Annotated in this window: 17 protein-coding genes and 1 pseudogene; 11 read left to right on the forward strand and 7 right to left on the reverse strand. The window is 69.5% G+C overall.

Annotated features, from left to right (window positions below; all coding sequences use genetic code 11):
• The first annotated feature begins 9 nt into the window (after positions 1–9).
• Positions 10–1,914 (forward strand): outer membrane protein assembly factor BamB family protein, encoded by a 1,905-nt coding sequence (locus tag ABD357_RS33560; protein WP_344394940.1) that lies wholly within the window; start codon positions 10–12, stop codon positions 1,912–1,914.
• 285 nt (positions 1,915–2,199) lie between these two features.
• On the forward strand, positions 2,200–2,895 hold the full coding sequence (locus ABD357_RS33565; RefSeq protein WP_344394942.1) for a helix-turn-helix transcriptional regulator: 696 nt from the start codon (positions 2,200–2,202) through the stop codon (positions 2,893–2,895).
• Here the strand turns inward: ABD357_RS33565 and ABD357_RS33570 are convergent.
• Together ABD357_RS33570 and ABD357_RS33575 are read right to left on the reverse strand one after the other, a co-directional pair.
• Positions 2,864–3,082: a DUF397 domain-containing protein gene (locus ABD357_RS33570; RefSeq protein ID WP_344394944.1), complete on the reverse strand. Its 219-nt coding sequence runs from the start codon at positions 3,080–3,082 to the stop codon at positions 2,864–2,866. The genes ABD357_RS33565 and ABD357_RS33570 overlap by 32 nt on opposite strands.
• A 9-nt stretch (positions 3,083–3,091) precedes the next feature.
• A pseudogene (locus ABD357_RS33575) lies at positions 3,092–3,424 on the reverse strand (Scr1 family TA system antitoxin-like transcriptional regulator); the annotation flags it as partial.
• Here ABD357_RS33575 and ABD357_RS45025 point away from each other — a divergent pair.
• The gene (locus ABD357_RS45025) at positions 3,338–3,898 is read left to right on the forward strand and encodes a hypothetical protein (RefSeq protein WP_486389236.1); all 561 of its coding nucleotides are present in this window, start codon (positions 3,338–3,340) and stop codon (positions 3,896–3,898) included. The pseudogene ABD357_RS33575 and the gene ABD357_RS45025 overlap by 87 nt on opposite strands.
• A 61-nt stretch (positions 3,899–3,959) precedes the next feature.
• On the forward strand, positions 3,960–4,652 hold the full coding sequence (locus ABD357_RS33585) for a carbon-nitrogen hydrolase family protein (RefSeq protein WP_344394948.1): 693 nt from the start codon (positions 3,960–3,962) through the stop codon (positions 4,650–4,652).
• 105 nt (positions 4,653–4,757) lie between these two features.
• Here ABD357_RS33585 and galK read toward each other — a convergent pair whose 3' ends face one another.
• From galK to galT, 3 genes are read right to left on the reverse strand one after another with little or no spacing between them, the layout of a single operon-like run.
• On the reverse strand, positions 4,758–5,900 hold the full coding sequence (galK, locus tag ABD357_RS33590) for a galactokinase (RefSeq protein WP_344394950.1): 1,143 nt from the start codon (positions 5,898–5,900) through the stop codon (positions 4,758–4,760).
• Positions 5,901–6,869: a UDP-glucose 4-epimerase GalE gene (gene galE / locus ABD357_RS33595; RefSeq protein ID WP_344394952.1), complete on the reverse strand. Its 969-nt coding sequence runs from the start codon at positions 6,867–6,869 to the stop codon at positions 5,901–5,903.
• Complete coding sequence (gene galT / locus ABD357_RS33600) at positions 6,866–7,954, reverse strand: galactose-1-phosphate uridylyltransferase (RefSeq protein WP_344394954.1); 1,089 nt, start codon at positions 7,952–7,954, stop codon at positions 6,866–6,868. The genes galE and galT overlap by 4 nt, the downstream gene beginning before the upstream one ends.
• A gap of 169 nt (positions 7,955–8,123) precedes the next feature.
• Between galT and ABD357_RS33605 the strand changes: the two genes are divergently transcribed.
• On the forward strand, positions 8,124–9,818 hold the full coding sequence (locus ABD357_RS33605; RefSeq protein ID WP_344394956.1) for a sodium:solute symporter family protein: 1,695 nt from the start codon (positions 8,124–8,126) through the stop codon (positions 9,816–9,818).
• 21 nt (positions 9,819–9,839) lie between these two features.
• On the forward strand, positions 9,840–10,154 hold the full coding sequence (locus ABD357_RS33610) for a hypothetical protein (protein ID WP_344394958.1): 315 nt from the start codon (positions 9,840–9,842) through the stop codon (positions 10,152–10,154).
• 18 nt (positions 10,155–10,172) lie between these two features.
• On the opposite strand, the gene ABD357_RS33615 is transcribed toward ABD357_RS33610, so the two are convergent.
• The gene (locus ABD357_RS33615) at positions 10,173–10,616 is read right to left on the reverse strand and encodes a GNAT family N-acetyltransferase (RefSeq protein ID WP_344394960.1); all 444 of its coding nucleotides are present in this window, start codon (positions 10,614–10,616) and stop codon (positions 10,173–10,175) included.
• Positions 10,617–10,883: 267 nt separating this feature from the next.
• Between ABD357_RS33615 and ABD357_RS33620 the strand changes: the two genes are divergently transcribed.
• Positions 10,884–11,651, forward strand: coding sequence for a LuxR C-terminal-related transcriptional regulator (locus ABD357_RS33620; RefSeq protein ID WP_344394962.1), 768 nt, complete (start codon positions 10,884–10,886; stop codon positions 11,649–11,651).
• Here ABD357_RS33620 and tamR read toward each other — a convergent pair.
• The gene (tamR, locus tag ABD357_RS33625; protein WP_344394964.1) at positions 11,610–12,107 is read right to left on the reverse strand and encodes a MarR family transcriptional regulator TamR; all 498 of its coding nucleotides are present in this window, start codon (positions 12,105–12,107) and stop codon (positions 11,610–11,612) included. The genes ABD357_RS33620 and tamR overlap by 42 nt on opposite strands.
• A 110-nt stretch (positions 12,108–12,217) precedes the next feature.
• On the opposite strand from tamR, the gene ABD357_RS33630 reads away from it, so the two are divergent.
• From ABD357_RS33630 to ABD357_RS33645, 4 genes are all read left to right on the forward strand, one after another.
• Positions 12,218–13,024: a trans-aconitate 2-methyltransferase gene (locus tag ABD357_RS33630; protein ID WP_344394966.1), complete on the forward strand. Its 807-nt coding sequence runs from the start codon at positions 12,218–12,220 to the stop codon at positions 13,022–13,024.
• A gap of 118 nt (positions 13,025–13,142) precedes the next feature.
• Positions 13,143–14,546 (forward strand): MFS transporter, encoded by a 1,404-nt coding sequence (locus tag ABD357_RS33635; RefSeq protein WP_344394968.1) that lies wholly within the window; start codon positions 13,143–13,145, stop codon positions 14,544–14,546.
• Positions 14,543–15,967, forward strand: coding sequence for an alpha/beta hydrolase family protein (locus ABD357_RS33640; RefSeq protein ID WP_425585115.1), 1,425 nt, complete (start codon positions 14,543–14,545; stop codon positions 15,965–15,967). Before ABD357_RS33635 ends, ABD357_RS33640 begins: the two co-directional genes overlap by 4 nt.
• Before the next feature lie 57 nt (positions 15,968–16,024).
• Positions 16,025–16,897 (forward strand): PaaX family transcriptional regulator, encoded by an 873-nt coding sequence (locus ABD357_RS33645; protein ID WP_425585116.1) that lies wholly within the window; start codon positions 16,025–16,027, stop codon positions 16,895–16,897.
• Positions 16,898–17,128 lie beyond the last annotated feature (231 nt).

Raw genomic sequence — 17,128 nt, forward strand, 5'->3', positions numbered from 1 at the left:
TAAACCGTCATGAGCCAGCCGCCGCCCCCACCGCCCAACCAGCCGCCGCAGGAAGGCGGTTCAGGCGCACCCCAGGACCCGCCACCGGGTGGTTTCGGGGCTCCGCAGAGTCCGCCGCCCGGTGGTTTCGGAGCCCCGCAGGACCCGCCGCCGAACGGTTTCGGGGCTCCCCAGGATCCGCCGCCGGGCGGATTCGGCGCCCCGCAGAGCCCGCCGCCGGGCGGATTCGGTGCGCCGACCCCGCCGCAGGGCAACCCGCCGCAGGGCACCCCGCCGAACCCCGGCTACGGCTACCCACAGCAGTCCCCACAGGCACCCGGGACCCCGCCCCCGACGGCCCCGCCCCAGCCGTACGGATACCCGCAGACCCAGCCCCCGGGCCAGCCCGGTTACGGCTACCCGGGTCAGCAGCCCCAGTACGGCTACCCGCAGCCCTCGACGATGCCGCTCCAGCCGCAGGCGCCGGGCGGCGGACGCAAGCTCAACGCCCAGCTGATGATCATCGTCGCGGCCGTCCTGGCCATCGGCCTCATCGTGGGCGTGGGCGTCTGGTACGCGTCCTCGACCGGAGGCGACGACAAGAACGACGCCTCGGGTACGTCCGGCGGCACCGGCGGCAAGGGCGACGACAAGGGCGAGGAGGCCGTCGACGGAGGCGGCTCGGAGAAGGTGCCGTCCAGCACCAGCGCCAAGGTCCTCTTCCAGGTACCCCAGCCCGCGGTGCCCGACGACGAGGTCTGGAGCGTGGGTGGTTCCTGGCTGACGGACAAGGTGTACGCCAAGTCGGGCCTCAGCGAGGTCATCGGCTACGACCCGGCCACCGGCAAGGAAACCTGGACGATGCCGCTGGCGGGTCACACCTGCGCGGCCTCTCCCGAGGTCACCAAGGACGGTGTGACCGTGGTGATCTCCGAGGGGTCCAAGCGCAGCAAGACCAACGAGTACCCCGGGTGCACCGAGGTCACGGCCTTCAACCTGAACACCGGCAAGAAGCTCTGGACCAAGTCCGTGGGCGACGGCAGCGAGAAGGCCAAGTTCGAGGAAGCCAGCATCACCGGCACCACGGTCGCGGTGGGCGCAGGACTCGACGGCGGCGCGGGCTTCGACCTCACGACCGGCAAGGCCCTGTGGCAGCCGAAGGTCGAATCGTGCGAGGACCTCGGTTATCGCGGCGGCGAGCAGCTGGTCGCCGTGCGCAAGTGCGGTGAGTACGGCGAGGAGAAGCTCGAGGTCCAGCTGCTCAACCCCAAGGACGGCAGCGTCCAGTGGACGTACAAGCTCGCCGACGGCATCGACAACGCCAAGGTGATCTCCACCAAGCCGGTCGTGATCGGTCTGGACTCCGATGAGATCACCTCGTCGGGTGCCACGGACGTCTTCTCACTCGACGAGAGCGGCAAGCTGCGGACGAAGATCACGCTGGAGGACGGACGGTACGAGCACGACTGCGGTGTCGGCAAGATCCACGACTGCAAGGGGATCGTCGTCGGCAACGACAAGCTCTACGTCCCGACGAAGCAGCACGACGGGACCAAGGAGTTCAGCCGCACCAACGAGGTGATCTCCTTCTCGCTGGCCACCGGCAAGACGGCGGGCGACCGCGCCGACGCCGGTGACGGCTACGAGATGTTCCCGGTCCGGATGGACGGCGGCGACATCATCGCGTACAAGCAGGGCCCCTACGACAAGGGTTCCGAGATCGTCTCGATCGACGGCGGCAGCTTCGAGCAGACCACGCTCCTGGTGACCCCGGCCACCAAGCAGGTCCGCAACGCGATCAGCAGCATGGTCCCGAAGTCGTCCGAGCTGCTCTACACGAACGGCCGCCTCTTCATGGGCCGGGACCTGATCAGCAAGCCCTCGTCCTCCTTGGACGGGGAGAAGTACACGACGATCGGATTCGGCGCGCAGTAGGGCGTACGGCGATCGGAAGGCGGCCGTTTCCGGTCGTACGACGATCAAGGCGTCCCTACGTGGATCAAGGCCCCGTCCCTGCTCAGGGACGGGGCCTACGCTTGTCCTCGGTCGTTTCCTCGCTCGCTCACGAATGCGAGGAATTTTGGCAATCCGGGGCACTTCTCACCGGTAGGGGAAGCGCAACGTCGAACAAGCGTGTAGCTTCCGGGGGATGGAGAGCCGGGGGGCTCCTGTCCATGGGGGACCAGTTGGGGACCTGGGGGAACTGGGGGGTTGGGCTCGATGGGTGTGCGGCTCATGGTGGTCGATGACCACCGTCTGCTCGCCGAGGCGTTGGCCTCGGCACTGAAGCTGCGCGGACACCGCGTGCTCGCCGCGGCGGCGCCCGCCGCGGGCGCGGCGGAGCTGGTGATCACCAGGGCACCTGAGGTGTGCCTGCTCGGCACGGCAACACCCGCCGAGCCGGGCATCTTCGACCCGGTGGTGAAGATCAAGCGCGAGCGCCCGCAGGTGGCCGTGCTGGTCCTCGGCCCGGTACCGAATCCCCGCGGCATCGCCGCCGCCTTCGCCGCCGGCGCCTCGGGCTACGTACGGCACGACGAGCGCATCGAGGGCGTGGAGCGCGCCATCATGAAGGCCCGCGCGGGAGAGGCGGCGGTGGCCCCGCAACTGCTCCAGGGCGCCTTCAGCGAACTCCTCAACCCGGCTGCCCAGCCGGACGACGAGGGCCAGCGGCTGTTGCAGATGCTCACGCCGCGGGAGGTCGAGGTCCTGGTCCGGGTCGCGGAGGGCGAGGACACGCGGCTGATCGCGGCCGGTATGGGGATCGCACCGAGCACGGCCCGTACGCACGTACAGCGGGTGCTGATGAAGCTGGGCGTGGGGTCGAGGCTGGAGGCGGCGGCGCTGGCGGCGCGCACGGGGCTCCTGGACCGGGCGGGCCCGGTCAGCGAACGGCTTCCGGAGCCGCCGGACTGAGGGTGCCGGAGCGTATGCCTTGGAGGAGATGGGCGAGGGTGGTGGGGGCGGTGGTGAATTGGGTGGTGGGGTCGTCGCTTTCGCGGAGGTGGATCGACCGGGGGCCGGTGGTGGCCAGTTCCAGGCAATTGTTGCCGTCGGCACCGCCGGAGAAGGAAGACTTCTGCCAGTTGGCGAGGGTGGTCATCGGTGCGCCTCACAGTTCCTTGGCCAAGCGATGGATGAAGTCACGCGACCGTTGGAGATCGAGTGACGCAGCCTCCATTTTACGGAAAAGTGTTCGAGAGGCGCCGAGTTGGGCTTCGGAGTCGATGAAGGCCGTGCCGTGGGGTGTATCGCGCACCGCTGTGTCCAGCTTGGGCACGGCGCCGCCCGCCAACATCATGGTGTTCCAGGCGCCTGCGAAGCCGTCCAGATCGAAGGGGATCACGCGAACGGTGATGTGTTCTGTCTCGGACAGTTCCAGAATACGCGCGAGCTGAGCCCGTGCGGCGACACGGTCGCCGACCCTGGTGCGAAGTGGCCGCTCGTCCTCGGGCCGGACGACGTGCCGGTGATCGCGGACGAGACGGTGGCGGCGCGGGACGTCACTCTCGCGGTGTTCTCGGCGATCACGCATGGTAAAGGGCCGGATGCCGCTGCGATACTGGGACCACTCGCAGCGGTTCTGGAGACCGTGGATCCCGACAGCGCGTCCATGTTCGCGGAGCTCGTCGAGTCAGGCCTGGTCGATACGCAGGCGAAGAAGATCTGGAAGGAGCTGATGATGCCGGTGAACTACTTCTTCAAGAACCCGGTCGCCGTGAAGCTGCGAGAAGAGGGTCGGGTGGAAGAGCGGATTGCGGGCATCCTCCGCACCCTGGACCGGCGTCACATCGAGGTACCGGCCTCCGTCCGGGAACGGGTGCGCAGTTGCACGGACCCCGACCAGCTCCAGATCTGGGTGGAGCGTGCCTACGACGTCACCGACGCGGCCGATCTGTTCGACGACGACCGAGCCTGAGGCGACGGCCGCAGACCCCGAGCACGACGGAACGCCGTGGAGGCGACGAGGGGAGTTCAGGGTGGGGCAGCCGTTGAGCATCGCGGTGGCGCAGCCGAGGTGCGCGGCTCACGACGTGACGGCCAACGCGGTGGCCCACGCGGAGGCCGTTCGGGCGGCGGACGCGCGGGTGGTGGTGTTCCCCGAGATGTCGCTGACAGGATACGAGTTGGACGCAGCGCCGGTCTCCCAGGACGACGAACGGCTGGCTCCGATCATCGCCGCGTGCGCCGAGACCGGGACGCTCGCCCTGGTCGGCGCGCCTGTGCCGGGTCCGCGCATCGGCATCCTGGCTGTGGACGGAAGCGGCGCGCGCGTGGCCTATGGGAAGGTCTGCCTGCACGGCAGCGAGGCCGTTCACTTCGTGCCCGGCGAGCCTGCCGTGATCGAAGTGGACGGGTGGCGGCTGGGGCTCGCCATCTGCCGCGACACCGGTATCCCCGAGCACGCCGCGAAGACGGCCGCGCTGGGCATCGACGGCTATGTAGCTGGGGTTGTCCACGCCGATCGCGAGGCTGAGGTTCACGGCGAGCGCGCCCGCCGGGCCGCCGCGGACCACGGCGTGTGGGTCGCCACGGCGGCCTTCGCGGGCCCGACCGGTGGCGGCTTCAAGCGCACGTCCGGCCGTTCGGGCATCTGGTCCGCCGACGGAGAGCTGATCGCCGAGACGAGCGCCGCCCCGGATGACATTGCGCGCGCGGTCTTCATCAAGTGAGCCCGCGCCAGAGCGACTGCGGGAGCCGCGTCTGACAGGCCACAGTTCCGGGTTCGGCCCCGGGCATGGGACGGATAGGGGCGGCGGGGGAGAAATCCCCCGAGCTCAACCCACCCGCCGCGCCCCAGCCGAAGGCACCGCCGGAAACACCCGCGGAGCCGTGAACCCCGCCCCCGCGAAGGCCTCCTCCACCGCCTTCGTGACCGTGTCCGCGTCCTCGTCCTCGACCAGCACGATCGCCGAGCCGCCGAAGCCGCCGCCTGTCATGCGGGCGCCCAGCGCACCGGCCTCGTTCGCCGCCGAGACGACCAGGTCCAGCTCGGGGCAGGAGATGCGGAGGTCGTCCCGCAGGGAGGCGTGGCCGTCGGTGAGGACGGGGCCGATGGCTCGTACGTCGCCCGCGTCCAGCAGGGCGATGACCTGCTCCACGCGGTGGTCGTCCGAGACGACGTGGCGTACGTAGCGGCGTACGCGTTCGTCGGACAGGCGGGACAGGGCCGTGTCGAGGTCGCCGTACGCCACGTCCCGCAGGTGTGAGACGCCCAGGATGCGCGCGCCCTCCTCGCAGCCCTCCCGGCGTTCCGCGTACTCGCCGTCGCCCAGGGCGTGCTTGACGCGGGTGTCGACGACCAGGAGCTGAAGGCCGTGGGCGGGCAGGCCGAAGGGGACCTGGCGGATGGAGAGGTCGCGGCAGTCGAGGTGGAGGGCGTGGCCCTCGGTGCAGCAGGCGGACGCCGTCTGGTCCATGATGCCGCAGGGGACGCCGACGAAGTCGTTCTCCGCGCGCTGGGAGACGCGGGCCAACTCCGCTCCCGTAAGGCCGAGTTCGAACAGGTCGTTGAGGGCGAGGGCCGTCACGACCTCCAGTGCGGCCGAGGAGGACAGGCCCGCGCCCGTCGGCACCGTCGAGCCGAGGTGGATGTCCGCGCCCGTCACCGTGTGGCCTGCCTCGCGCAGGACCCACACCACACCCGCCGGATACGCCGCCCAGCTCGTGTTCGTCCGCGGCACGAGCTCGTCCACGTGCAGTTCGACGACCGGGCCCTCGATGTCGGCCGAGTGCAGCCGCAGCACGCCGTCGTCGCGGCGCGAGACCGCCGCCACCGCCGTGTGCGGCAGCGCGAGGGGCATCACGAAACCCTCGTTGAAGTCCGTGTACTCGCCGATCAGGTTGACCCGGCCCGGCGCCGCCCACACGCCCTCGGGGGCCGCCCCGTACAGCTCCTCGAAGCCTTCCCGTACGCCCACCTAGCGCTCCTTCGACACGTTCTGCGCGAACACCCAAGCGTCCGCCACGATCCCCGCGAGATCCGCGCGGGACGGGTTCCAGCCGAGCCGCTCACGGGCCGTCCGCGCCGAGGCCACCAGCACCGCCGGGTCGCCGCCGCGGCGCGGCGCCGCCACCTCGGGAATCGGGTGCCCGGTGACCTGGCGCACCGTCTCGATGACCTCGCGGACCGAGAAGCCGTTGCCGTTGCCGAGGTTGCAGATCAGGTGCTCGCCGGGCTTGGCGGCTGTGAGGGCCAGCAGGTGGGCCTCCGCCAGATCCGCGACGTGGATGTAGTCGCGGATGCACGTGCCGTCCGGCGTCGGGTAGTCGTCGCCGAAGACGGAGATGGCGTCGCGCCTGCCCTGGGCGACCTGGAGGACCAGCGGGATGAGGTGCGACTCGGGGTCGTGCCGCTCGCCGCAACTGCCGTACGCGCCCGCCACGTTGAAGTAACGCAGCGACACCGCGCCGAGGCCGTGCGCCGCCGCCTCGCCGGTGATCATGTGGTCGACGGCCAGCTTCGAGGCGCCGTACGGGTTCGTCGGTGACGTCGGTGCCGACTCGACGATGGGGGTTTCCTCCGGCTCGCCGTACGTGGCGGCGGTGGAGGAGAAGACAAGCTTGCGGACGCCCGTCGAGCGCATGGCCTCCAGCAGGGCCATCGTGCCGCCGACGTTGTTCTCCCAGTACTTCTCCGGCTTCACCACTGACTCGCCGACCTGCGAGAACGCGGCGAAGTGCAGCACGGCGTCGAAGGAGGAGTCCAGCCACTTGGCGGCGTCCCGGATATCGCCCTCGATGAAGGAAGCACCGGTGGGCACGCCCTCGCGGAAGCCGGTCGAGAGGTTGTCGAGGACGACGACCTCGTGGCCCGCCTCCAGCAGATGCTGCGCGACCACGCTGCCGACATAGCCCGCACCGCCGGTGACCAGGTACTTCCCACTCATGAACTCGCTACCTCTCGCAGTCGCTGGGCCGCGGTCTCCGGCGGCACGTCGTTGATGAACACGTTCATGCCGGATTCGGAACCCGCGAGAAACTTCAGCTTGCCGGAAGTACGGCGAATGGTGAAAAGCTCCAGGTGGAGCGCGAAGTCGTCACGGCTGACTCCCTCGAACTCCTCCAGCGTGCCGAACGGCGCCTGGTGCCAGGCGGCGATGTACGGCGTCGGAGGCTCACCCGCGCCTTCTTTCCCTCCATCCCGCCCATCGAAGATCCGGTCGAAGCGCCTCAAGAGTTCCAGATACACCTTGGGGAATTCCGTGCGGGCGTCCTCGTCGAGCCCCAGCAGGTCGGGCACCCGCCGCTTCGGGTACAGGTGCACCTCGTACGGCCAGTGCGCCGCGTACGGCACGAAGGCCACCCAGTGCTCGGTGTCCAGCACGATCCGGTCGCCGTCGGACAGTTCGCGGGCGACCACGTCGTCGAAGAGGTTCTCCCCGTCGGTCGCCTCCTTGTGCGCGGCGAGTGAGCGCAGCATCAGGGCCGTACGAGGGGTGGTGAAGGGGTAGGCGTAGATCTGGCCGTGCGGATGCCCGAGCGTCACACCGATCTCGGCGCCGCGGTTCTCGAAGCAGAAGACCTGCTCGACGGAGGGCAGATGGGACAGCTCGGCGGTGCGGTCGGTCCAGGCCTCCAGGACAAGCCCTGCCTGTTCCTCCGTCAGATCCGCGAAGGACGCGTCGTGGTCGGAGGTGAAGCAGACGACCTCGCAGCGACCCGAGTCGCCGGCGAGGGAGGGGAAACGGTTCTCGAAGACGGCGACGTCGTACGAGGAGTCCGGTATCTCGCTGAGACGGTCACCCTCGGACGGGCACAGGGGGCATTCGTTCGCCGGCGGGTGGTAGGTGCGGCCCTGGCGGTGCGAGGCGATCGCGACCGAGTCGCCGAGCAGCGGGTCGCGGCGGACCTCCGACGTGGTGACGGTCGGGTCGAGCGGTCGGCGGTCGACCGCGTCGCGGACCGCATCGTCACGCGCGTCGTAGTAGATCAGCTCGCGACCGTCGGCCAGCCGGGTCGAGGTCTTCTTCACTGTCGGGCTCCCTAGGCCACCCATCAAACAGAACTGAACACAACAAACCACAAGTATCCACGCCGGTCAACATCACAATCAAACAAAGATCCCCATGAGGGCTGTTCAGTTCCTGAAGCCGGCGGCGTAGCTTCCGCTCTGATCTGTGCACGCAACGAAGCGAGTTCTCATGCAGACCCCCACAAATCTGCCCCCCACACATCTGGCTCAAGAACTCCGGCTCCCGACCAACTGGCTCGACTACACGATCCTGGCGATCTACTTCGTCGTCGTCTTAGGCATCGGCTTCGCCGCCCGCCGCTCGGTGAAGACCAGCCTCGACTTCTTTCTCTCCGGGCGCTCCCTGCCCGCCTGGGTCACGGGTCTCGCGTTCGTCGCGGCCAACCTGGGCGCCACCGAGATCCTGGGCATGGCCGCGAACGGCGCACAGTACGGCGCGTACACCGTGCACTGGTACTGGGTCGGCGCCATCCCCGCCATGGTCTTCCTCGGCCTGGTGATGATGCCCTTCTACTACGGGTCGAAGGTGCGCTCGGTACCGGAGTTCCTGCTGCTGCGCTTCGACAAGTCGGCGCATCTGCTGAGCTCGGTCCTGTTCGCCTTCGCCGCGATCCTCATCGCGGGCGTCAACCTCTACGCCCTCGCGATCGTCGTCGAGGCGCTGCTCGGCTGGCCGGAGTGGGTGTCCATCGTCGTCGCCGGCTTCTTCGTCCTCGCGTACATCACCGTCGGCGGCCTGTCCTCGGCGATCTACAACGAAGTGCTCCAGTTCTTCGTCATCCTCGCCGCGCTCATCCCCCTCACTCTCCTGGGCCTGAAGAAGGTCGGCGGCTGGGACGGACTGACCGACTCGCTCACCCAGAGCCACAGCGCCGACTTCGTCACGGCGTGGGGCGGTACGGGCATCGGCAACGACAATCCGCTCGGCGCGAACTGGCTGACCATCGTGCTTGGCCTCGGCTTCGTCCTGTCCTTCGGCTACTGGACGACCAACTTCGCCGAGGTGCAGCGCGCCCTGTCGGCGAAGAACCTCAGCGCGGGCAAGCGGACGCCGCTGATCGCCGCGTTCCCGAAGATCTTCATCGTCTTCGTGGTGATGACTCCGGGCCTGATCGCCGCCGCCCTCGTCCCGAACATCGGTACGCCCGACTCCGGCCTCACCTACAACGACGCGATCCCCTATCTGATGGAGCAGCTGCTGCCCAACGGCGTGCTCGGGATCGCGGTGACCGGTCTGCTGGCGGCGTTCATGGCGGGCATGGCGGCCAACATCTCCTCCTTCAACACGGTCTTCACGTCCGACATCTGGGCGAAGTACGTGGTCAAGGGCCGCGAGGACACGTACTACCTGCGCTTCGGCCGACTGATCACCGCGATCGGCGTACTCGCCTCGATCGGCACCGCGTTCCTGGCGTCGTCGTTCTCCAACATCATGAGCTACCTGCAGACGCTGTTCTCCTTCTTCAACGTGCCGATGTTCGTGGTCTTCATCATCGGCCTGTTCTGGAAGCGGGCGTCCATGAAGTCCGGGTTCTGGGGACTGCTCGTGGGCACCACGGCAGCGATGATCAACTACTTCGTGATCTACAAGCAGGGCGTCATCGACATCCCCTCCGACCAGGGCGCCAACTTCGTCTCGGCGATCGCCGGTTTCGTCGCCGGCGCGGTGGTGATGTTCGCGGTCACGCTCTTCACTGCACCGAAGCCGGAAGCGGAGCTCCAGGGCCTGGTGTACGGCACACGTTCCCCCGGCATGGACGAGCCGCCCGCGGCGGGCGACGAGGCCTGGTACCGCAAGCCCGCCCTGTTGGGCTGGGGAGCGATCATCCTGGCCGCGGTCTGCTACGTCCCCTTCTCCTTCTGAGCGAAGCTGAGGAAAGACAAGATGAGCGATTACGAGTACCGGCACGAGGTCGAGGAACTGGAGCGAAAGTCCGCGACGGCCGCCCGCCTCTTCGACATCCGCCGCATCATCGGCGGCCTCTTCGTGATCTACGGACTCATCGTCACCATCGCCGGCTTCACGGTCTCGGACGCGGACCTGGACAAGGCGGAGGGCGTGAACATCAACCTCTGGACGGGATTGGGGATGCTCGCCCTCGGCTTGTTCTTCCTGGTGTGGCTGTGGCTGAGGCCCATGGCACCGCCGGTCGACGTCGAGGAACTGGCGAAGAGGGCGACCGACGAAGGCTCTGAGTAACAGCTCCCGAGCCTTCGCTCACCCCAAGCGCTTCGTCAGCGTGTACTCCGTAACCCCCGGCGGATAGTCGGGGATCACGCACACCACCTCGTAGCCCCGCTTCTTGTAGAACTCCGGGGCCTGGAAGTCCCACGTCTCCAGGCGGGCGGCGCGGCAGCCGTGTTCCGTCCGGGCCAGGTGTTCGGCCCGGGACAGCAGATGGGAGCCCAGGCCCGTACCGCGGTGGGGTTCGTCGACCCAGAGGTACGTCACGTGCAGCCAGGTCGCCCAGGTGTGGCCGACCAGGCCGCCCGCGAGCTCGTCCCGCTCGTCCAGAGCCCACAGCTGGAGCGGAAGCTCGCGTTCGTCAGGGGTTCCGCGAAGAGCACGGAGTACGGGAGAGGCCGCCGTGTTGGCGTCCCGGAGACGGGAACGCAGCAACTTGCTGAACTCTTTGTCGACTCCTGTCTCAATACGAAACATACGCCTCACCATAAACGTGCCGGACAATCAGTTCTGCAAATCCTCTTCCGCTCCTGCCGCCCGGCCTTACCCTGATGAGCAGCACCGGTGGGGGCCGGTGTTGATCAGGGGGCGAGAGAAGTCGGGTACGACGCCCGGAGTGGGGGTAGCAGTTCCAGCACGGCGGCGGCCGTGCGGCTGCGGCTCCCCGTCCCGGGGTCCTCGGGGTCCCGGAACACTCCGGGCGCCGTACCTGCGTCGGTCGTCCCCCGACCAGTGGGGGTTTCAGTGGTTCGCATCCGTGTCCTGGTCGTCGACGACCACCGCATCTTCGCCGAGTCGCTCGCCGCAGCCCTGGCTGCCGAGCCCGACGTCGACGTCTCCGCAGCCGGCAGCGGCCCCGCCGCGCTGCGCTGTCTGGAACGGGCGGCGGCGGAAGGCCGCAGATTCGACGTGCTGCTCGTCGACGCCGATCTGGGCGGCAACGTGCCGGGCGTCCGCCCGGCCGTACCCGTGCACGACAACAACGAAGAAGGCCTGGTCGACGGCATCTCCCTGGTCGCGGGCGTCCGCTCGGGCCAGCCCGGTGTCCGTATCGTCGTCCTCGCCGAGAAGGACGACCCGCGCCGGGCGGCCCTCGCCCTGCAGGCCGGAGCCTCGGGCTGGGTCGCCAAGGACTGCTCGCTGTCGAGGCTGCTGACGGTCATACGAGGCGTGCTGCGGGACGAGACGCATCTGCCGCCCGCCCTGCTCACGGGCGTGCTGCGCGAGCTGACCGCCGCCCGCAAGCACCGCACCGAGAGCGAGCAGCTCGTCGAGTCCCTCACGCCGCGCGAGCGCGAGGTGTTGCGGTGCATGGTCGCGGGCCTGGGGCGCAAGGCCGTCGCCGAGCGCCTGTTCCTGTCCCCGCACACCGTGCGTACGCATATGCAGAACGTGCTGGGGAAGCTGGGCGTCCACTCCACGCTCGCCGCCGTGGCGCTCGCGCGCCGCGCCGGGGTCGGTCCCGTCGACCTAGCCGGGGATGTTGTCGAACGGGGCGGTCAACTGGCGTAGCAGTCCGGCCAGTTCACCGCGCTGCGCGCTGCTGAGCTCCGCCAGGATCGCTCGCTCCTGGTCGAGGAGTCCGGCCAGCGCCTGGTCCGCGCGGTCCCGCCCCTCGTCGGTCAGCCGCACCAGCACGCCCCGGCGGTCACTGGGGTCGGGGAGGCGCTCCACCAGGCCCTTCTTCGCCAGCCGGTCGATACGGTTCGTCATCGTGCCGGACGTCACCAGGGTCTGCGTCAGCAACTGGCCGGGGGAGAGCTGATAGGGAGCACCGGCCCGCCTCAGCGCCGTGAGGACGTCGAACTCCCAGGGCTCCAGGCCGTGTTCGGAAAACGCCAGGCGGCGTGCGCGGTCCAGATGCCGGGCCAGCCTGCTCACCCGGCTGAGCACTTCCAGCGGCTCCACGTCGAGGTCCGGGCGCTCCCGGCGCCACGCTGCGACCAGCCGATCGACCTCGTCCTCCATGGCGATCAGTGTAGTGGTTGTGTCGATGTGAAGTCTCTTGACGTCAAGATAGTTTGGGTGTGAGGCTGAAGGTCTCTTTCGGTCGCTCGGCCGCTTCAAGGAGGTCCCCCATGCCTGCCGCCGCTGCTCCCGCCTGGGATCCGGGCCAGTACCTGCGTCACGCGAGCCATCGCGCGCGCCCCTTCGTGGACCTTCTGGCCCGCGTCCCCTCACTGCCCGGCGACCCGGCCCACATCGCCGACCTGGGCTGCGGCCCCGGCAACATGACCCGCCTCCTCGCCGACCGCTGGCCCACCGCGCACATCACCGGCCTCGACAACTCGCCCCAGATGCTCGCCCGCGCCGAATCGCTGGCGGGCCCCACGCCGGGCGGCGGCCACCTCGGCTTCGCCGTCGCGGACGCCGGGACTTGGGCGCCGGCAGAGCCGTACGACCTGATCGTCAGCAATGCCACCCTGCAGTGGGTGCCGGACCACGTGACCCGCTTCCCCGCCTGGGTGGACGGGCTCGCCCCCGGCGGCACCTTCGCCTTCCAGGTGCCCGGCAACTTCGACGCCCCCAGCCACCGCCTGATGCGTGAACTCGCCCACTCCGCACGCTGGAAGGGCCGCCTGGCCGGAACGCTCCGCCACGACGACGCGGTCCGCGAACCCGCCGACTATCTCCAGGCCCTCACCGACCTCGGCTGCGAAGCCGACGTCTGGGAGACGACGTATCTGCACCTCCTGACGGGCGAGGATCCGGTCCTGGACTGGGTGAAGGGGACGGGGCTGCGTCCGGTCCTGGCGGAGCTGGGCGATGGGGCGGAGGCCTTCGTCGCCGAGTACCGCACTGCCCTGCGCGCCGCGTATCCGGCCGGGGATCACGGCACCGTGTTCCCCTTCCGTCGCCTCTTCGCCGTCGCCCGGAAGGGGTGAGGGCGGCAGGTCGACCTCGGGGGCCAGGCCATGGGTTGATGTTGTGCAGATTATTGACGGCCGTTTTTATGGCGCCTATCTTCGCGATGTCCCTCCCCCCGCTCAAGGGAGACCCGCGATGTCCCCGTCCCCAGCCGCCTCCCCACCCCCACCCCGCACCCCTGAATCCGCGCGGCAGTTGCGTCGCGTCGCGCTGTCCGGGCTCCTCGGCACCGCCGTCGAGTTCTACGACTTCCTCGTCTACGGAACCGTCGCGGCGCTCGTCTTCGGCGAACTGTTCTTCCCGGGTGCAGACCCCGCCGTCGGCACCATCGCCGCGTTCGGCACCTTCGCCGCCGGCTACGTCGCCCGACCGCTGGGCGGCATCGTCTTCGGCCACTTCGGCGACCGGCTCGGCCGGAAGTCCATGCTGTTGCTGACCATGGGCCTGATGGGCGGCGCCAGCTTCCTCATCGGCGTGCTGCCCACGTACGAAACCGTCGGCGTCTGGGCACCCGTCATGCTCATCACCCTGCGCGTCGTACAGGGCCTCGCCATCGGCGGCGAATGGGGCGGCGCGACCCTCATGGTCGTCGAGCACGCCGGGGAACGGCGACGCGGACTGTGGTCCAGCTTCACGCAGATGGGAGCACCGCTCGGCTCCCTCCTGTCGTCGGCCGTGGTCACCCTCGTCGTCACGCTGCCCCGAGACGAGTTCGCCGCCTGGGGCTGGCGCGTGCCCTTCCTGCTCAGCGTCGTCCTGCTCGGCGTCGGCCTGTTCGTACGCCTGAAGGTGGTCGAGAGCCCGCTGTTCGCCGAGGTGAAGAAGGAGCGCAAGGAGTCCCGGCTGCCCGTCGTGGACGTACTGCGGCGGCCCCGCCCGCTGCTGCTCGCCTGCTGCGTCGGGATCGGCGCCTTCACCGCGCAGTCCCTGCTGACCAGCTACATGATCGCGTACGCCACCGGCATCGGCTACGCCCGCCCGCAGGTGCTGACCGCCCTCACCGTCTCCGCCTGCGTCGCGCTCGTCGTCCTGCCCTGCGCGTCCGCGCTCTCCGACCGGATCGGCCGCCGCCCGGTCGTACTCACCGGCGCCATCGCCTCCGCCGCGCTGGCCTTCCCGGTTGTCGCCCTGGTCGACTCCAAGTCGCCCGGCCTGCTGATCCTGGCGATCGCCCTCGGCCACGGTGTCGCCCAGTCGACGATGTACGGCCCGCTGGGCGCGCTGCTCACCGAGATGTTCGGCACTCGCGTCCGCTACACCGGCGCCTCCCTCGGCTATCAGCTCGCCACCCTCGTCGGTGCCGGCTTCTCCCCGATGATCGCCGGAAGCCTGGTCGCCGCGGACGGCGGCGGCTCGACCTCGATCGCCCTGCTGCTGTGCGGCGGCGCCACCATCACCGCGCTGACCGTCTGGTTCCTGCGCGAGACGCACCGCGACTCACTGGCCGAAGCCGGGTCCGGGCCCGAAGCCGGGTCCGGGGCCGGGTCCGGAGCCGCCACCCCCCACACCCCCTCTTCCAAGGAGCCGATGACCTCGTGACTTCCCCCACCCGCACAGCCGCCCGCTCCCGCGCCCGCACGTTACGACCGCGCGGCACCGCCGCCCTTGCCGCCCTCCTGCTCGCCGCTGCGGCCGGAGCCACGGCTCCCGCGTACGCCGAAGCGCCCGCCGAGCACATCGAGGGCACCCTCCCGTCCGGCGCCAAGTACGTCATGGACAAGCCCGCCGACTGGAACGGCACCGTACTGCTTTTCAGCCACGGCTACCGGCCCGCCGGATCGCCCCTCGCCGCCCAGAACGCCCCCGACGACGCGACGAAGGCACTTCTCCTCGAGAAGGGCTACGCGCTCATCGGCTCCTCGTACGCCACCAACGGCTGGGCGGTGACGGACGCCGTGCCCGACCAGCTCGCCACTCTCGACGTGTTCACCGAGCGGTCGGGCGAGGCGCGGCGCACCATCGCCTGGGGACAGTCGTACGGCGGCCTGGTCACCACCGCCGTCGCCGAGCGGCATCCCGGGCGCATCGACGGCTCGCTCGCCATGTGCGGGCTCGTCCACGGCGGCGTCGCCAACTGGAACAACACCCTCGACCCCGTCTTCGCCCTCAAGACCCTGCTCGCGCCCGGCTCCTCCGTCCAGCTGACCGGATTCGCCGACCAGGCCTCGGCGGCAGCCGCCGCCGGCGCCATGGCCAAGACGGTCACCGACGGACAGGCCACACCCGAGGGCCGCGCCCGCATCGGCCTCGCCGCCGCACTGCACAACATCCCCGGCTGGAACGACGCCTCGCAGCCCGAACCCGCTCCGGACGACTGGAACGCCCAGCAGGCCAACCAGTACCAGGCCCTCCAGGGGATGCTGAGCCTGCCCGCGTTCAGCTGGCGCCAGGAGGCCGAGAGCCGGGCCGGCGGCAACATGTCCTGGAACACCGGCGTCGACTACACGAAGATGCTCCGCCAGTCCTCGGTCTACAAGGAGGTCACCGAGCTCTACAAGGACGCGGGCCTGTCCCTGAAGAAGGACCTGGGCGCCCTGAACCGGGCCCCGCGCATCAGCGCCGACCCCGCCGCCGTCGACTGGATGAGCCGCACCAGCTCGTTCACCGGCCGGCTGAGCAAACCGCAGCTCACCATCCACACCACCGGCGACGCCCTCGTCCCCGTACAGGTCGAGAGTGCCTACCGCAGGGCCGCCACGGCCGGTGGCTCGGCACCGCTCCTGCGCCAGGCGTACGTCGACAACCCCGGCCACTGCACCTTCAGCCCGGCCGAGCAGACAGCCGCCCTGCACACCCTGGAGAAACGGCTCACGGCGGGCCACTGGAAGGGCACGGATGCCGCGTCGCTCAACGCCACGGCCGCCGCTGCCGATCCCACGACCCCGGCCCGCTACATCCCGTACCGGCCCGCGCCGTACCCCCGCCCGTACGACCTGGCGCATCCGCACGACCGCCGGTGACAGGTGCGTACGGCCGCCCGTGCTATCCCCGGCGCGGGCGGTCGTACGCTTACCGCTGTGGAGGACGACAACCTAGACATGACGGCCACGACGGACACCCCTGATGCCGCTGACATCGCCGACGCCCCACAGCCGCGCCCCCAGTCGCTCGTGCTCGCCTTCTTCGGCAACCACGTCCTGGACGAAGGCGACCTGTGCGTCTACTCCGGCAGCATCATCGACGTGCTCGCCAGGGTCGGCACAGGAGAGCAGGCCGTACGCTCCACGCTGACGCGGATGGTCAACCGGGGTCTGCTGAGGCGCCAGCGCGAGGGCCGCAAGATGTTCTTCGGGCTCACCCCGCAGGCCGTCCGGATCCTCGAGGACGGCGGACAGCGCATCTGGCGCGACGGCGCGGTCAACGAGGACTGGGACGGCACCTGGACCCTGCTCGGCTTCTCCCTCCCCGAGTCCTGGCAGCGCCAGCGCCACGACCTGCGCTCCCGGCTGACCTGGTCCGGCTTCGGCGCCCTCTACAGCGGGCTGTGGATCGCCCCGGGCCATGCCGACGTTCGCGAAGCCATCTCCGAACTCGGCCTCGACGCCCACGTCAAGGTCTTCCACGCCCGCGCCGACGCGTTCACCGACGTCGGCCTGATGATCCGCGAGAGCTGGGATCTGGAGAGCATCGCGGCGCGGTACGTCGCCTTCGACAAGCGGTGGGCGGCCGTGTCCCCACCGGCCGACCCCGTCGCCACGCGGCTCCGACTGGTCGCCGAATGGCTGCGGATCATACGTACGGACCCTCGGCTGCCGGTCCAGCACCTGCCCCCCGAGTGGCCGGCCCGCCAGGCCCAGGAGACGTTCCGCCGGATGGCGGAGGAGACGGCGGGGCCGGCTCGGCGGATGGCAGCGCAGCTGCTGGAGACGGTGCCGGTGCGCTCCTCTTGAGGAGTTGAGCCGGCTCCAGTGGTTGTCTGGTTTTCAGCGCAACCCTTTCCCCTCACCCGCTAATTAGGTGACCCGCATTCCGCTTCTGGTCGACCCGCCGAACGTATGCCCCGTGTCACCCGTTTCTTCGGTGTAAATTCAGCTGGCGTTTGTTAAGGTTTGATGCCGCAGGGGGGTCTGTGACCAGGTGCGCTGTTTCTTGTTTTCCTTTTCTGCTGCCGCTTTCTGGTG

This window comes from Streptomyces vastus, assembly GCF_039532825.1.
In the GTDB taxonomy this organism is placed as follows: Bacteria; Actinomycetota; Actinomycetes; order Streptomycetales; family Streptomycetaceae; genus Streptomyces; species Streptomyces vastus.

Excerpts from the sequence above, each read along its gene's own strand:
- ABD357_RS33560 (WP_344394940.1), top strand. The coding sequence starts at position 10 with ATGAGCCAGCCGCCGCCCCCACCGCCCAACCAGCCGCCGCAGGAAGGC.
- ABD357_RS33565 (WP_344394942.1), top strand. The coding sequence starts at position 2,200 with ATGGGTGTGCGGCTCATGGTGGTCGATGACCACCGTCTGCTCGCCGAG.
- ABD357_RS33570 (WP_344394944.1), bottom strand. The coding sequence starts at position 3,082 with ATGACCACCCTCGCCAACTGGCAGAAGTCTTCCTTCTCCGGCGGTGCC.
- galE (WP_344394952.1), bottom strand. The coding sequence starts at position 6,869 with ATGAGTGGGAAGTACCTGGTCACCGGCGGTGCGGGCTATGTCGGCAGC.
- ABD357_RS33605 (WP_344394956.1), top strand. The coding sequence starts at position 8,124 with ATGCAGACCCCCACAAATCTGCCCCCCACACATCTGGCTCAAGAACTC.
- ABD357_RS33610 (WP_344394958.1), top strand. The coding sequence starts at position 9,840 with ATGAGCGATTACGAGTACCGGCACGAGGTCGAGGAACTGGAGCGAAAG.
- ABD357_RS33615 (WP_344394960.1), bottom strand. The coding sequence starts at position 10,616 with ATGTTTCGTATTGAGACAGGAGTCGACAAAGAGTTCAGCAAGTTGCTG.
- tamR (WP_344394964.1), bottom strand. The coding sequence starts at position 12,107 with ATGGAGGACGAGGTCGATCGGCTGGTCGCAGCGTGGCGCCGGGAGCGC.
- ABD357_RS33630 (WP_344394966.1), top strand. The coding sequence starts at position 12,218 with ATGCCTGCCGCCGCTGCTCCCGCCTGGGATCCGGGCCAGTACCTGCGT.
- ABD357_RS33635 (WP_344394968.1), top strand. The coding sequence starts at position 13,143 with ATGTCCCCGTCCCCAGCCGCCTCCCCACCCCCACCCCGCACCCCTGAA.